Origin of the sequence: Haloarcula rubripromontorii (genome assembly GCF_001280425.1) — an archaeon.
GTDB classification, from domain to species: Archaea; Halobacteriota; Halobacteria; order Halobacteriales; family Haloarculaceae; genus Haloarcula; species Haloarcula rubripromontorii.
Genome location: NZ_LIUF01000004.1, coordinates 1 through 13,784 on the forward strand (window position 1 = coordinate 1; position 13,784 = coordinate 13,784).

Sequence of the window (13,784 nt, forward strand, 5' to 3'; positions counted from 1 at the left end):
CGAGTGACCGGCCAGCGAAACGGCTCCGGGTCAGCCCAGTCTCCGCCGTAGGGCCGTTCGTCGTAGCTTCCCTCGAAGGTCGTTTCGACCCACTCGACGACATCCCGGGTCACGTCGTCGGGTTCGAACTGCGGGGGGGCCGTCGGGGTCCACTCGTCGGGCGGCGTCTCACGGTTCTGGTCGTCGTAGTTCCACTCGCCGCCGACGGGGTCACCGTTCGCCATCAGGTAGCCCGTCTCACGGCGCATGAACCGATAGAAGTCCTCGTGACGGTAGCGACCGTCACTGCACCAGCCGTCGAACTGCGACGGTGAGCAGAGGAAGCGTTCGTCGGCGACAAACTCGACGGTTCCGCCGGCATCGGCCACCAGCGATTCGAGACGCGACTGTGCAGCCCCAGTCTGTGGTCGGTGGGTGACGAGCGTGTCGTCAGGGGTGGCTTCGAAATGTGCTGCCAGTCCGTCCTCGAAGGTCTCTGCTTGCTGGTAGCGGACCGGTCGGCCGTCGGCCCGCAGTTCGTCGCGGAAGTGCCGCATCGCGCTGAACAGCAGAATCAGCTTGTGTGGGTGGTACGGTAGCTTGCGAGCGAACGCCTCCGATTCTATCAGAAGCACTGGTTCGTCAGGCCGTCGAGCGACGGGACCGGACCGCCGGACGAGGTGGTCACCGCGAAGCCAGACAGTCATCGACAAACAGACACTCCCATTGGTTCCAATACGGGCCTGTAGCAGCATCAATCCCCGTCCGAACTGTGTTGGTATTCCGGGACAGCGGAGCGGTCAAAACCTCAATTATTGTTTCTTGATAAGCGACAGAAACGACTCGCTTATACGTACACAGTCATAACTTTAAATGCATGACAGACGACCTCGACAGACGGACGTTCATCCGCACGACGGCAGCCGTATCAGGCGCTGGACTCCTCGCTGGCTGTGGCGGGTCCGGCGGCGATGGCAGCAGTGGCGGTGATGGTGGCAGCGGCGAGACTGAGGCCGCCGAAACCGAGGAGACCACTGAAGCCGAGGCAATGGACACCGAGAGCAGCGGTGGGATGGAGACCGCCGAAGCGCCGGACGAGGTCGCGGACTACGTCGGTGACTCATCGAACTTCGATGGCTCCATGGTCGTGATGACCGACCAGGACGAGGTCACAGTCGCCGTCGGGGCTGAGGGCAACGGCGGCGCATTCGCCTTCGACCCGCCAGCGGTCAACGTCTCGACCGGAACGACGGTCGTCTGGGAGTGGACCGGTGAAGGTGCGGGCCACAACGTCAAATCCGAGGGCGACGGCCCGCTCGACTCGGGCTCGGCTGTCGCAGAGGAAGGGACCACCTACGAGTACACGTTCGAAGAAACCGGTACCTACCTCTACAACTGCGTCCCGCACAAGGCGCTCGGGATGGTCGGCGCAGTCGTCGTCGAATAACGGATCGCTCTCTGGCAGATTTTTTATCGTGTTACCAGCGCGGAGCGGCTGGTGACGTACAGCGAGTACGCGATGATCGCGAAGCCGACCGCGGTGAGCGCGTTCTCGACTATCAGCGCGACATCGGTCGGTAAGCCGAACAACTGGTCTGCGACGCCGGCGAGCAACGAGCCGACAGTAATCGTCGCGAATCCGACGGCGAGATACGTGAGGCCAGTGGCCCTCGTTTTCACTGCTGCGCGAACAGCGAAGTAGGTGATGAGCCCACCGAGTAACACTGTCACAGTCTTGAATCCGATGACGATGAGTGGGATATCTGCGTTCATAGTTCCTCGCTAACACGAGACCACAGGAGGGCGAGCCGATCACTCGGCCGCTCCTCGGCCGGCAGAACGTCGACCTCGAACGCGCCGTCGGCGTCGATGCCGACAAACACCCCGTCACAGTCCCGGACGTACGCCGTCGCGTGATGGCCGTCGGCACGCACCTCTGTTTCCTCGGCGACCAGCTCGGCCTCGCTCAACTGTTCGAGCTTCCGATAGGTGCTTGTCTGGGGAAGATCACAGACCGAGGCGACGTCCTTCGCTGGCAACGGCTCGTCGAGTACCCTGAGTATGTCGCGACAGTCAGGGTCGGCGAGGGCGTCGAACAGCGCCTGTGTCTCGCTCGCGTCGTTGTGTGCCACGGAGGGACCCTCTCAGAGGACGGGTGGAGGCGGTTCTGCGGCGGTTCGATTTCGATATGACGGGGCAGCGACGTGAATCCTGTGGGATACTTCGACGCCGGTGTCCTGCAGTACCCCGGTAGCAGTTGTCTGCCAGTGTCGAAAATATAAAACACCCTCAGATAAAGGGTGACCGTTTGTTTCCAGAATCTGGAAAGGGCACACTCCCTTTTCTATCATCGGATGACAACAGCTAGCTTGCTATGCAACGGCCCTCCACTCGCAGACAGTTTCTCGCAGGCACAGGGTTGACAGCGCTCGCCGTTACCGCCGGGTGCGTGTCATCGGGAAGTAGTTCGAAACCAGCAGCCGAAACCGGAACCGAGACCACTACCGAAACCGAAACTGCGACGCCTGAACAGACACCCGAGTCTCTTGATGACTGGCTTGATGATGCCAACGGCTACGACGGCGAACCCCACAGGTACGGCCCCGAGTCCCGGCCGACAATCATGGTTGGGCAGGAGACGGATGACGGACTGGCATTCAGCCCACCGGCGATAGAGGTTCCGCCAGGGACCATAGTCCAATGGGACTGGACCGGGCACGGCGGTCAGCAGAACGTCGTCGCCGTAGACGGTACCTTTGACAGTGGCCGGACAAACGCCCAGCCCGGGACGGGGTATCACTACTTCTTCGAGGAGACCGGCGAGTACCGCTACGTCTCCGAACCGCATCGCGATGATGGCATGAAGGGTGCAATTATTGTGAAAGAGCCGCCGTCTTCAGGCAACACAAAAGTCGACGAGTGGCTCGTAGAGTCCAGTAACTTCGACGGCACCATTGTCGACCGGACCGGCACTGACACAGCAACTGTCACAACCGGCGCGAAAGGCAACGGTGGGGAGTTCGCGTTCGACCCCCCAGCGCTGAAGGTGTCGACTGAGACGACCGTCCGCTGGGAGTGGACCGGCGAGGGGGGGCCTCACAACATCGTCTCGAAAGGCGATGGCCCGCTCGATTCGGAACTCGTCGCCGAAAGCGGAAGCGATTACCAGCACACCTTCGAGGAGCCCGGGACCTACCTGTACTCGTGTAAACCGCACAAGGGCCTGGGGATGAGAGGCGCAATCGTCGTCGAATAACACTCGTCGTTGGACCGCGTCGGAACTGACGTGCTGGCCGCCTACGGAATCTTGACGCTGTGTTTGAGCGTCCCGATACCTTCGATTTCGACTTCGACCTCGTCACCGTCTTCCATCGGTCCGACGCCCTCGGGTGTCCCCGTGGCGATGACATCACCGGGTTCCAGCGTCATGTATGACGTTATTTCGGCGATCAGTTCGGGGACGGAGAAGATGAGATGCTCGCGCGAGGAGGACTGCTTCGTCTCGCCGTTGAGTCGGAGTTCGATGCTGGCGTCTTCGGGGACGTGTTCCGGTGTGGCGACGAGCGGGCCGATGGGACAGGCGTTGTCGAAGGCCTTCCCGCGGACCCAGTTCTGTTCCTGCCGCTGGTCGTCGCGGTTGGAGATGTCGTTGACGCAGGTGTACCCCGCGACGACGTCCATCGCGCCCGATTCGCTGACGTTCCGGCACTGCTCGCCGATGACGACGCCGAGTTCCGCCTCGTAGTCGATGCGCTCTTTCCCTGAGGGCATCGTGAGGTGCTTGCCGTGGGACGCAACAGCGTTCGGAGCCTTGAGAAACAGCATCGGCCGGTCCGGGAGGTCCGAGTCCATCTCCTCGGCGTGGTCGGCGTAGTTGCGCCCGATACAGACGACTTTCGTCGGCTCGCAGGGCGGGAGGATATCCACCTCGTCGGGGTCGTAGGACTCGTCGCCGAAGGCGATGCGGCCGTACGGGCCGGCGGCGGCGGTGACGACGGGCTCGCCGTCCTCGACGGTCCAGCGACCCCCCCGGACGTTCCCCGCGGTATCACGGAATCGAACGCGCTTCATGTCACCGTTCTCTCAGGGCCGACAGATAAGCGTTTAGGAGGGGGAAACCGGACCACAGCGGGCTGTTCGACGCCTGTCTACCTATCCATCGTCACCTGCGGTGTCGCGGCGAGCAGAAGCGTGACCGAACGGCTTTTGAGACGGGACGGGCTACGCTGGGCCGATGAACGTCCTCGTCGTTGGTGCCGGCGCGATGGGGCGGTGGTTCGCACGCACGGTCCGAACCCACGCCGACGCGACCGTCGCCTTCACCGACCTCGACCAGTCGGCCGCTGAAGCCGCGGCAACCGCGGTCGGCGGGCGCGCTGTCGCCAGCGACGCCAGGGAGACTTTCGACGTGGTCTGTGTCGCGGTGCCGATGCCCGTCGCCGGGACGGCCATCGACGAATTCGCGCCGTGCGCCACGGATGCACTCGTCGACGTGACAGGGAGCATGGCCGGTCCCGTCGCGGCGATGCAAGACGCGATGCCCGATGGCCAGCGACTCAGCCTGCACCCGCTGTTCGCCCCCGAGAACGCACCCGGAAACGTTGCCGTCGTCGCCGACGCACCGGGACCCGAGACCGGGGCTGTCGTCGACGCCCTCGCCGCGGCCGGGAACAACTGCTTCGAGACGACGGCGGCGGAACACGACGAGGCCATGGAGACGGTCCAGGCCAGCGCTCACGCGGCCGTGCTCGCGTTCGCGATGGTCGCCGACGACGTACCAGACCGGTTCCAGACGCCGATTTCGGCCGGCCTGTTCGACCTCGTCGAGCAGGTCACCGGCGGCGACCCGCGGGTGTACGCCGATATTCAGCGAACATTCGACGGCGCAGACGCGGTCGCCGACGCAGCTAAGGAACTCGCCGATGCCGACGCAGATACTTTCGAACGGCTCTACGAGCAACTCTCATGAATCAGGACACACGCCAGCAGATACGCGACAACGCCCAGTACCTCCGCAACGTTCGACCGCTGGATCCCGAGGAGCTACACGAGTACGTCGAGGGCCAGCCCCACCCCGCCGTCGTGAGACGGGTACTCCGCGAGGAGGCGTTCGATCTGGGCATCATCGAACAGGACGACGGGACCTTCGTTCCGGCACCGGAGGGCCGGCTTTCGGTAACTTTCGACGGCGTCGACCGGTTCCCCGACCGCTACGAACAGGAGGTCATGGACTTGCTGACGGAGTGGGGCGGGCTGGAGTGGTACGACGGCGAGAGCGGCGACGAACTCCGCGAGCGCATCCGCGACATCAAGGAGCGGTACCTCCAGGGTCAGGCCGTCGAGTACGACGAACTGACGGCGCTTGGCTACGCGGTCTACCACCTCCCCGACTACTACGCCGTGGCGAAGTACGTCCTTGCGGACCTCGCCGCGGACGGTCTGCTCCCGACACAGCTTCGGGTCTTGGACGTGGGGGCCGGCGTCGGCGGCCCGGCGCTCGCCCTGCGTGACCTGCTCCCCGACGACGCTCTGCTTGACTACCACGCGGTCGAACCGAGCGCCGCCGCGGATGTCCTCGAACACCTTCTACAGGATAGCGGCCAGAACGTCCGCTGGGAGATTCACCGGACACTCGCCGAGGAGTTCGAGCCGACGGGAGCGGATGCAGCGGAGTACGACCTCATTGTCTTCGGCAACGTCCTCAGCGAACTCGACGACGCGGCGGCGACCCTCTATCGGTACGTCGAGGCGCTTGCCGACGACGGAACGTTGCTGGCGCTGGCTCCGGCCGACCGGAACACGGCGATACAGCTCCGGACGGTCGAACGGGAGGTGGCCGACGGCGGCCCCGCGACGGTGTACGGGCCGACGGTGCGGCTCTGGCCCCACCAGTCGCCCGACAGTGAGTCGTGGTCGTTCGACCGGAAACCGGACATCGAGGTGCCGACGATGCAGCGGCGGCTCGATGACGCCGGCGGCGGCACAGGCGAGTTCGTCAACACGGACGTGCAGTTCGCATACAGCGTGTTGCGGACGGACGGTCGGCGAACGCACGACGTGACGCCGGACCGGGGCATCCACGCGCCGATGGCCGACGCCGAGAACTACGTCACCGACCGGGTGAACTTCCTCGGGGTCAAACTCAGCCACGACCTCGCCGAGCGGGAGGGGGCGAACCCGCTGTACCTGCTTGGCGACGGCAGCCAGCAGGTCGACCACTTCGCCGTCCTCACCGAGGCGTCGATCCTGAACGAAGACCTCCGGAAAGCCGACTACGGCGACCTGCTGTCCTTCGAGAACGCCCTGGTGCTGTGGAACGACGACGAGGAGGCATACAACGTCGTCGTCGACGGTGAGACGGTCGTCGACCGGGCCCGCTAGCGGTGGGCTTTTCTCGCAGACGGCCCCACGGAACGTATGGACGAGCCGACGATTCTGCTGACAAACGACGACGGCATCGAGAGCGCCGGCCTCCGGGCGGTGTACGACGGTCTCTCGACAGTCGGCGACGTAACCGCTGTCGCCCCGGCGGAAGACCAGAGCGCGGTCGGTCGGGCTATTTCACACGAAGTGACCGTCCACGAGCACGAACTCGGCTACGCCGTCGAGGGGACGCCCTCGGACTGCGTCGTGGCGGGACTGGAAGCGCTCGTCACCGACACTGACCTCGTCGTCGCGGGCTGTAACCGCGGGGCAAACCTCGGCGCGTACGTTCTCGGCCGCTCGGGGACCGTCAGCGCCGCCGTCGAGGCCACCTTCTTCGACGTGCCGGCGATGGCCGTCTCGATGTACATCCCGGTCCGCGAGGACGCTGCGTTTGCCGATATCGAAGCCAACGGCGACAGCTACCGCGAGGCAGCGAAGGCGACGACCTACCTTGCCGACCACGCCGTCGATGCCGGCGTGTTCGAACAGTGTGACTACCTGAACATCAACGCCCCCGTCGCGGAGTGGGGCGACGCACAGATGACGGTCACGCGACCGTCTCACCTCTACGAGATGGACGCTGTGCAGGACGGCGACGCCGTGACGCTCCACGACCGCATCTGGGAACACATGGCCGAGGGCGACATCCCCGACCCCGAGGGGACCGACCGCCGCGCCGTCGTCGACGGCAAGGTCAGCGTCTCACCGCTGACTGCGCCACACACGACGGAACATCACGAGGCGCTCGACGCTATCGCGGAGACGTACGAGCCGGGCGACGACGAGGCGGCCGACTGAGCTGACGATGCGGTTCCGTAATGCTATCCTCTTCGTCGCGCTCGCGGTCGCCTGGGGCAGCGCTTTTACCGCCATCAAAGCCGGGCTGGAGTACTTCCCGCCAATCCTGTTTGCCGCGTTCCGGTACGACCTCGCCGGGGTGTTGATGCTTGGCTACGCGGTGTACGCTACCGACCAGTGGGTTCCAAAGGGTCGGACCGACTGGATCGTTGTGGGGATCGGCGGCACACTCATGATCGCCGCGTACCATATCTTTCTGTTCGTCGGCGAGCAGGGGACCACGAGCGCCGCCGCCGCTATCGTCGTCAGTCTCTCGCCGATTCTCACGACCGGGTTCGCGCGTGCGTTTCTCCCGGAGGAACGGCTCACGACGCTGGGCATCGTCGGTCTCCTCGTCGGATTCGTCGGCGTCGGCGTCCTCAGCAACCCCGACCCGGGGAACCTCCTCAACCCCCGAACCGTCTCGCTGGTTCTGGTGTTCCTCGCGGCCACGGCCTTCGCTCTCGGGAGCGTGCTGACACGTCGGTTCGACGACGAGCTAGAGATCGAGACGATGGAAGCGTGGTCGATGCTGCTCGGTGCGGTGCTCATGCACGGTGTCAGCATCGGGGCCTCCGAGTCGATAGCCGACGTTCAGTGGACTGCTGAAGCCGTGCTGGCCCTGCTGTATCTGGTCGTCGTCGCCAGCGCGCTGGGATTTCTCATCTACTTCGACCTGCTGGAGCGGCTGGGACCCATCGAGATCAATCTCGTCTCCTACGCTGCGCCGGTCGTCGCCGCCGCCACCGGACTGCTGTTCCTCGGCGAGACGCCGACGGTCTACACTGGTGTCGGGTTCGTCTGTATTCTCATCGGGTTCGGGCTGTTGAAACGGGACGCACTGCGAAACGAGGTTGCACGCTTTAACGGGACGCCGAGACGGGGGGACTGAGGTCAGTCGCCGCCGTCGGCCGTCGTGTCACGAATGAACGCGACGACGTCGTCCCCATTGGCGTCGAGCCCGCCGCCCTGTGCGACTGTCGGTCGCCCGCCGCCGCCGCCACCGAACTCCGTCGTCACCCGGTCGACTACGTCGCCGGCATCGACGCCGCCGGTCGTCGCGACGCCGAGATACTGGCCATCAGTATCCACCAGCGCAGCCACGTCGATTTCGTCATTGACCGCAGACTCCGCCCGGTCAGCGAGCGCGTTCGCGTCAAGTCCTGCCACTGTGCCGACGAGCCACCGCTGCCCGTCCACTTCGATGGCGTCGTCACGCAGATCCGCAAGACGGGAATCGACGAGGCGTTCTCGGAGGGCCGACACCGTGTCCCGGAGGTCGTCGCGCTCCGCCCGGAGTCCGTCGACAGCATCCGGGAGTTCGGCAACGTTTGTATCCAGCGACTGCGCGGCAGCCATCGCCCGCTCGTGCTCGGTCGCGCGCTGCCGGATCGCTCGCGGGCCGACAGCGAACTCGACACGAGTCAAGCCCTCGCCGGGGTTGGACCGACCGAGTACTGTCACCGGCCCGATTTCACGCGTGTTTCCGACGTGTGTCCCACCGCAGGCTGCCACGTCCCAGTCCTCGATGGTGACGACACGAACCGTCTCGCCCTCGATTCCTTCTTCGGTCTTCGTGTTGAACGCGATGTCGTCGCGGCCCAGCGCCTCGTCACGCGGGATCTCTTCCCAGGTCACGTCGTATGATTCCCAGACAGCACGGTTGGTCAGCCGCTCAAGTTCGGTGAGTATCTCGTCGTCGATTTCGGTTGTCGTTTCGAAGTCCACCCGAACCTTCCCGCTGACAGCCGGCCCAAAGTCGTCGTCACCGACATCGTCCGGGACCGTCGCGCTGATGTCGAACCCGCCGTAGCCGAGGTCCGACAGCAGCCGGCGACCAGCGCCATAGAGGACGTGACTGGCCGTGTGGGCACGCATGCAGTACGTCCGAAACGCCGTGTCAATCCGGCCCTCGACTGTCTCGCCCGGGTCGAAAGACGGCGGTTCGGCCAGTTCGTGGACGATATCGCCGTTCCGGTGCTGGACGTCGACGACCTCGACACCGCTGAGAGTACCCCGGTCCGCCGGCTGGCCACCGCCTTCGGCGTAGAAGTACGTCTCCGTTAGCACGACGGCGGTCGAATCGATACGGTCGACGGTCGAGGTAAACGTCGTCACAGTGGGCTCGGCTGCGGCTGTTCCCGTCATCGGACGTGGCTACGTTGGCGTGTACAAAAACGTCTGGGCGTACCCTTGACGGGCGGGCGTCTGGGACCGCCCAGTCGACAGGAGCCAGTGCGTATCGCACCGAGTCGGTTAGGCTGTAGAGCGACCGACACCAGTTTCACCGTTATCGACGGCATAATCCGCTGTGTGGCACTGTCTCCGTTCGCGATACAGAGCTCCTAATTAAGTACCGACAGTGACGCGTACCGTTCATGCTCTGGACTGGGGTCCAGTCGATAGTACTCTTGCTGGTGGTGGTCTGGCTATTTGCAGTCGGACTGGTTCTGGCGCTTCTGTATGCGTCCGGCAAGCGGAACCGACATGAGCAGGTCCGCGCGTAACAGAGGTGGCTGTACAGGCTGGCCGGTCTGACAGCGGCGTCTGACGCTTGGCTGACGACTAGCAGAATCGACGCTATGTCTTGCGGTTTTCACTTTCGCCGTGGATTGACTGATTATATCAGTCTTGGTGTCCTGCCTGGCAATATGATGGAGCGATTACGCCGGGTCGTAGGGACTCGACAGCAGTCACATCTGGAGTGTCGACGCTGTGGAACGACCCTCGAAACGGACGCGACGACCTGCCCGGTCTGTGGCTCCGGCGATATCGCGCGGTACGATCTGTAGCCGTCGGCTCCCGGTTAGTCCGTCGTCACTTCCGCACTCACAGTCCCTGACCGGGCCTGTTGTTCCTGAACGTCAACTTGGGCGATGAGGGGGAGGAGTCGGTCCGCACTGTCCGACAGCGAGTCAGTGCCGGCTGCTGGTCGTTCCATCGCCTGACCGTCGGATGTGGCGGTTGATTCCAGATCCGCCGTCAACTGCTCAGGCTCCGTCTCGCGCTGTGCAATTTCTGCGCGCGCCTCCTCAGATTCACTATCCGAAGCGATCTGAAACCATTCCAGTAAGCGGGGAGTGGCAATGCCGGGTTAGAAAGAAGGAGGTGTTCTGTGATTACTGTTCGACATCCATCCACATATCAGATGTTATTTTCGCGTCCGAATTGTCCGGGTGCGTCATCGTAAGCCGGTCTCCGCCCTCAACTGCGATGAGGTCGACAGTGTTGCGCTCCGCGTGATTCCGCGTCGGGTATGTAAACGGTCGTGACCGCGTCGGCAAGTCGCTGATCGACGGACACTCCGGCGGGGCAACGACATCGTCAGCGAACCCATCGGTGTGAATCTTTGATTGTGGTTTATCTCGACCACGTCTATCAAGCCACGCAGAGCATCGCTCCCCAACCGAAATGGTCTCAATGGCTGAGCGCACGCGGTACCTGACCCGGTCCAGAAGCGAGGGCGACGGCACGTCGCCGCCATCCGTCTTGCCCCGGGCACCCCGTGGCTCATCCATGGGTGTGAGACTCATGCGCATAGCTAGGGAACCACGGTACAAAACCGTTGTGTCGATCCGGGCTAGAGTTCGATTCGCTCGACGATCTGATTGCCGTCTTCTCGGGTGTTGAGCGCTACGATGCGGACGTGTTCCTCCAGACCAGAGTCTTTCAGTTTGGCTTTTAGCAGATTATCGACCTGATAGACGCCGGCCGCGTTGTTCATCGTGATTTCGACGAGGACGGGATAGTCGTCGCCCGTGGTCAGCGTCACCGTCTCGATAGCCTGGCTGGAAACGGTGTCGATGCCACGGCCGCCGCGCTTGTACGGAATCCGTGACCGGCCACGCTCCATGTCCAGCGCGTCGGCGACGCGAACGACGCCGGCTTCCAGCGTCAGCGGGTTTTCCTCGGTGTGGTGGCAGAGAATCGCGTGGAGTACCTCACCCTTTATCTGTACCGCCTGACGGATATCGTAGAACTCCGGGAGGATGTCATCGAGGATGTCGGCCGCAAGCGGGATCGAATAATACGGGTGTGAGTCGCGGTGGACGACGTGGCCGATGTCGTGCAGCGTCGTCGCCAGTGCGATGATGACGGCCTCGTCCGCCTCGTCGAGGCCGTGGTCGGCCGCGCCGTTGAACTCGACGCCGCCCTGCTTGAGGAGGTCGTACAGGCACAGCGCTCGGTTTCGGACGATGCCGATGTGTTTCGCGCCGTGGTCGTTGTACCGCTTGCGCGCGACGGGGTTGATGTTCTGGGCTTCGAGATACGCCTGAATCTCCTCGTCAGTCGTGATCGTGTCGAGAACCGCGTTCAGCCGCCCGTCCGGGAACGCATGGTCCGCCTCGGGGTCGTAGATACGGCCGCCGGTATCGTCTCTGTCGACGCTCATACGACAACCCAGACGGCCCACCGCGAAAAATCCCCCTCCGCTCAGGTGGCGGCGTCGATAACTTCGTCGTAGTCCGGTTCAACGCCAGGGTCGTCGCTGACCCAGGCGTACGTGACTTCCTGGTTCTCGTCGATAACGAAGACGGCTCGCTTGGCGACGTTCGGAACGCCGAGCGCCTCGAAGTCCATCGAAATGTCGTAGGCATCGACGATCTCCCGCCCGGAGTCACTTACGAGGTCGAATTCGAGTCCCAGTTCGTCCCGGAACGCGTTCTGTGAGAACGGCGTGTCGATGCTGACGCCGTACAGCGTCGCCCCCGCCTCGGTGAGTTCGTCCAGTCGGTCCTGGAACGTGTTCATCTCGTGGCTGCAGACGCTGGTGAACGCCCCCGGGAAGAACGCGAGGACGACGGGGCCGTCCGCGACCGCCTCGGACAGCGTTACCTCGTCGATGTCGCCGTTTGCTATCGGTGCCGTGAAATCGGGCGCAGCGTCGCCGACTGATACCATAGTGGCGACCTGGGTCGTGGCAGGTAAAACCCTTTCCGACCCGGACGAGTGCGGCGGCTGTCAGAACTGTGCGAACTTCGCAGTGACCTCGTCGATCCACGCCGGGAGCTCGCGGTCCGCGAGTGTCCCGTCTGCGTCCCGGGTCGTGACGACATCCGCGATCTCGCCCTCGCGCGTGATGTCGAGTCGCCACACCCCATCGGCCTCGATGTCGACCCGAACGACATCCTCCCCGACGGGTTTGATCGGTCGAATCGTTACCTCCTGTCCGCTCCTTACTTCCATCGTGTGGCTATCGGCCGGCATCTGGTATCTCTGAGCGCCCGACAGTAGTTATATCCCCGGGCGGCGGAGTCATCTGACTGGACTGTGTCCGGTGGGCGTAAATTAACAGGCAGATAATGAATTGCCAGGATAGCATAGTCAGTGATGCGGGTGCGAACTCGCAGACGGATAGCCCACGAACGCAGAAGACGGCCACACAGTGTGTGTCATCTAGACACCCCAGCGATCGATCTGGTCCGCTGCTCATGGTGTCGACTTCCCAGCCCAGCGAGATGGAACAGTCGGAAACCTGGTGCCTCGTGGTGCTCCGTCCGACTCACGACCCCCGGCGTCGAGCCTCGTCGGCAGTCCCCGGCGAGGCTACTGCCACAGGCTGACCAAGTCTGTCTCAGTCGTGGTCTCATTTTGTTGCTGGGATACCAATACAGCGCCCCAGCACAGTCCCGACGGCAGTAGATCGCCCAGCAGGCCATCCTGAGCAAAAAGGTTATAATAGCAACCACGTAACCTTCGGATACAATGTTAGGGACATCCGGAGTACTGTTCCCGGGGATGCCCGGGACGACGGAGATGATGGTCATCCTCCTCATCGCCGTCCTGCTGTTCGGGGCGAACAAGATTCCAAAACTGGCGCGGTCGACCGGCGAAGCTATGGGCGAGTTCCAGAAGGGGCGAGAGGAAGTCGAACAGGAACTCGAAGAAATGCGTGAGGGCGGCGCTGCAGAAGGGACCGACGCGTCCACCGTGGACTCGACCGAGTCGACCGAGACGGCGACGGAAACCGAGACGTAATCTCGACCACTTCTCCGTTTTCAACGCGCTCTAGTGATAACGAAAGGATTTTTCACCGCTCAATCGACCATCCGATGGGGCGTGTGGCCTAGTGGACCAGGGCGAGGGGTTCCTAACCCCTAGAACGCGGGTTCGAATCCCGTCACGCCCGTTCTGCGAGGAGTGGACGCGACGAGCGAACGGGCACGGAGTTCGAACCCTGCAAGTCGCAGCGGCGAACGAAGTGAGGCGACCGTCTTGCTCCGGTTCGAATCCCGCCACGCCCGTGCAGGGAACCGACGAGCGAAGCGAGTCTGTGACCGAACTGGCATGGCGGGATTCTAATCAGGGAGGTCGCGCGCAGTGGAGCGAGCACGTCCGACCGTGGTTCGAATCCCGCCACGCTCGCTTCGTGGTTACTCGCATTCGCTCGAAACACACTCGCGGTCGTGGCGACCCTCGCGAAACCTGCGGTTTCGCTCAGTCCCGCCACGCCCGCCTCTTTTCTCCGGCCGCTCGAACCACATTCGCGACCGAAGGGAGGACACAACCCACACGACGCCTGAGATGCCAACGTATAAGTT

The 13,784-nt window shown here is 63.5% G+C and carries 19 protein-coding genes and 1 tRNA gene; 10 read left to right on the plus strand and 10 right to left on the minus strand.

Translation table 11 applies throughout. The features are described 5' to 3' along the window. Positions 1–686: cryptochrome/photolyase family protein (locus AMS69_RS12300; protein WP_202904547.1), on the minus strand; the 686-nt coding region annotated here is incomplete at its 3' end. A gap of 170 nt (positions 687–856) precedes the next feature. Here AMS69_RS12300 and AMS69_RS12305 point away from each other — a divergent pair. Beyond that, positions 857–1,426 carry a halocyanin domain-containing protein gene (locus AMS69_RS12305; RefSeq protein WP_053968377.1) on the plus strand — a complete coding sequence of 190 codons (570 nt, stop codon included), beginning with the start codon at positions 857–859 and terminating at the stop codon, positions 1,424–1,426. 23 nt (positions 1,427–1,449) lie between these two features. On the opposite strand, the gene AMS69_RS12310 is transcribed toward AMS69_RS12305, so the two are convergent. Both AMS69_RS12310 and AMS69_RS12315 read right to left on the minus strand, forming a co-directional pair. Next, a complete protein-coding gene (locus AMS69_RS12310; protein ID WP_053968378.1) occupies positions 1,450–1,752 on the minus strand; it encodes a DUF7521 family protein in 303 nt (100 codons plus the stop codon). Beyond that, entirely contained in the window at positions 1,749–2,111 is a 363-nt protein-coding gene (locus AMS69_RS12315; RefSeq protein WP_053968379.1) for a winged helix-turn-helix domain-containing protein, read from the minus strand. Before AMS69_RS12315 ends, AMS69_RS12310 begins: the two co-directional genes overlap by 4 nt. A 317-nt stretch (positions 2,112–2,428) precedes the next feature. On the opposite strand from AMS69_RS12315, the gene AMS69_RS12320 reads away from it, so the two are divergent. Beyond that, complete coding sequence (locus AMS69_RS12320) at positions 2,429–3,235, plus strand: halocyanin domain-containing protein (RefSeq protein ID WP_053968380.1); 807 nt, start codon at positions 2,429–2,431, stop codon at positions 3,233–3,235. A 41-nt stretch (positions 3,236–3,276) separates the two neighbouring features. Here the strand turns inward: AMS69_RS12320 and AMS69_RS12325 are convergent, their stop codons facing one another. Beyond that, complete coding sequence (locus AMS69_RS12325; protein WP_053968381.1) at positions 3,277–4,050, minus strand: fumarylacetoacetate hydrolase family protein; 774 nt, start codon at positions 4,048–4,050, stop codon at positions 3,277–3,279. A 163-nt stretch (positions 4,051–4,213) separates the two neighbouring features. Between AMS69_RS12325 and AMS69_RS12330 the strand changes: the two genes are divergently transcribed. The 4 genes from AMS69_RS12330 to AMS69_RS12345 are packed head-to-tail and all read left to right on the plus strand — an operon-like array spanning position 4,214 to position 8,134. Beyond that, complete coding sequence (locus AMS69_RS12330; RefSeq protein WP_053968382.1) at positions 4,214–4,948, plus strand: prephenate dehydrogenase; 735 nt, start codon at positions 4,214–4,216, stop codon at positions 4,946–4,948. Then, the gene (locus AMS69_RS12335) at positions 4,945–6,360 is read left to right on the plus strand and encodes a small ribosomal subunit Rsm22 family protein (RefSeq protein WP_053968383.1); all 1,416 of its coding nucleotides are present in this window, start codon (positions 4,945–4,947) and stop codon (positions 6,358–6,360) included. The genes AMS69_RS12330 and AMS69_RS12335 overlap by 4 nt, the downstream gene beginning before the upstream one ends. A gap of 36 nt (positions 6,361–6,396) precedes the next feature. Then, positions 6,397–7,203, plus strand: coding sequence for a 5'/3'-nucleotidase SurE (gene surE / locus AMS69_RS12340; RefSeq protein ID WP_053968384.1), 807 nt, complete (start codon positions 6,397–6,399; stop codon positions 7,201–7,203). A gap of 7 nt (positions 7,204–7,210) precedes the next feature. Next, a complete protein-coding gene (locus tag AMS69_RS12345; RefSeq protein WP_053968385.1) occupies positions 7,211–8,134 on the plus strand; it encodes a DMT family transporter in 924 nt (307 codons plus the stop codon). 2 nt (positions 8,135–8,136) lie between these two features. Here the strand turns inward: AMS69_RS12345 and AMS69_RS12350 are convergent, their stop codons facing one another. Next, positions 8,137–9,390, minus strand: coding sequence for a serine-tRNA(Ala) deacylase AlaX (locus AMS69_RS12350; RefSeq protein WP_053968386.1), 1,254 nt, complete (start codon positions 9,388–9,390; stop codon positions 8,137–8,139). A gap of 506 nt (positions 9,391–9,896) precedes the next feature. Between AMS69_RS12350 and AMS69_RS19745 the strand changes: the two genes are divergently transcribed. Continuing rightward, positions 9,897–10,034, plus strand: coding sequence for a zinc-ribbon domain-containing protein (locus tag AMS69_RS19745; RefSeq protein ID WP_238378396.1), 138 nt, complete (start codon positions 9,897–9,899; stop codon positions 10,032–10,034). Between the two features lie 14 nt (positions 10,035–10,048). On the opposite strand, the gene AMS69_RS21115 is transcribed toward AMS69_RS19745, so the two are convergent. The 5 genes from AMS69_RS21115 to AMS69_RS12370 all read right to left on the minus strand — a co-directional run bounded on the left by AMS69_RS21115 (position 10,049) and on the right by AMS69_RS12370 (position 12,450). Then, positions 10,049–10,183, minus strand: coding sequence for a hypothetical protein (locus tag AMS69_RS21115; protein ID WP_274378009.1), 135 nt, complete (start codon positions 10,181–10,183; stop codon positions 10,049–10,051). A 178-nt stretch (positions 10,184–10,361) separates the two neighbouring features. Continuing rightward, positions 10,362–10,760 (minus strand): hypothetical protein, encoded by a 399-nt coding sequence (locus AMS69_RS12355; protein ID WP_053968867.1) that lies wholly within the window; start codon positions 10,758–10,760, stop codon positions 10,362–10,364. Between the two features lie 62 nt (positions 10,761–10,822). Further along, positions 10,823–11,635: an HD domain-containing protein gene (locus AMS69_RS12360; RefSeq protein ID WP_053968387.1), complete on the minus strand. Its 813-nt coding sequence runs from the start codon at positions 11,633–11,635 to the stop codon at positions 10,823–10,825. 41 nt (positions 11,636–11,676) lie between these two features. Further along, on the minus strand, positions 11,677–12,144 hold the full coding sequence (locus AMS69_RS12365) for a peroxiredoxin (RefSeq protein WP_053968388.1): 468 nt from the start codon (positions 12,142–12,144) through the stop codon (positions 11,677–11,679). Between the two features lie 60 nt (positions 12,145–12,204). Next, positions 12,205–12,450 (minus strand): hypothetical protein, encoded by a 246-nt coding sequence (locus tag AMS69_RS12370; protein ID WP_053968389.1) that lies wholly within the window; start codon positions 12,448–12,450, stop codon positions 12,205–12,207. A gap of 531 nt (positions 12,451–12,981) precedes the next feature. Between AMS69_RS12370 and AMS69_RS12375 the strand changes: the two genes are divergently transcribed. The 3 genes from AMS69_RS12375 to AMS69_RS20205 all read left to right on the plus strand — a co-directional run bounded on the left by AMS69_RS12375 (position 12,982) and on the right by AMS69_RS20205 (position 13,545). Continuing rightward, on the plus strand, positions 12,982–13,221 hold the full coding sequence (locus tag AMS69_RS12375; protein WP_053968390.1) for a twin-arginine translocase TatA/TatE family subunit: 240 nt from the start codon (positions 12,982–12,984) through the stop codon (positions 13,219–13,221). A gap of 77 nt (positions 13,222–13,298) precedes the next feature. Beyond that, positions 13,299–13,372 (plus strand) — tRNA-Arg (locus AMS69_RS12380). 11 nt (positions 13,373–13,383) lie between these two features. After that, positions 13,384–13,545, plus strand: coding sequence for a hypothetical protein (locus AMS69_RS20205; RefSeq protein WP_155119963.1), 162 nt, complete (start codon positions 13,384–13,386; stop codon positions 13,543–13,545). Positions 13,546–13,784: the final 239 nt, after the last annotated feature.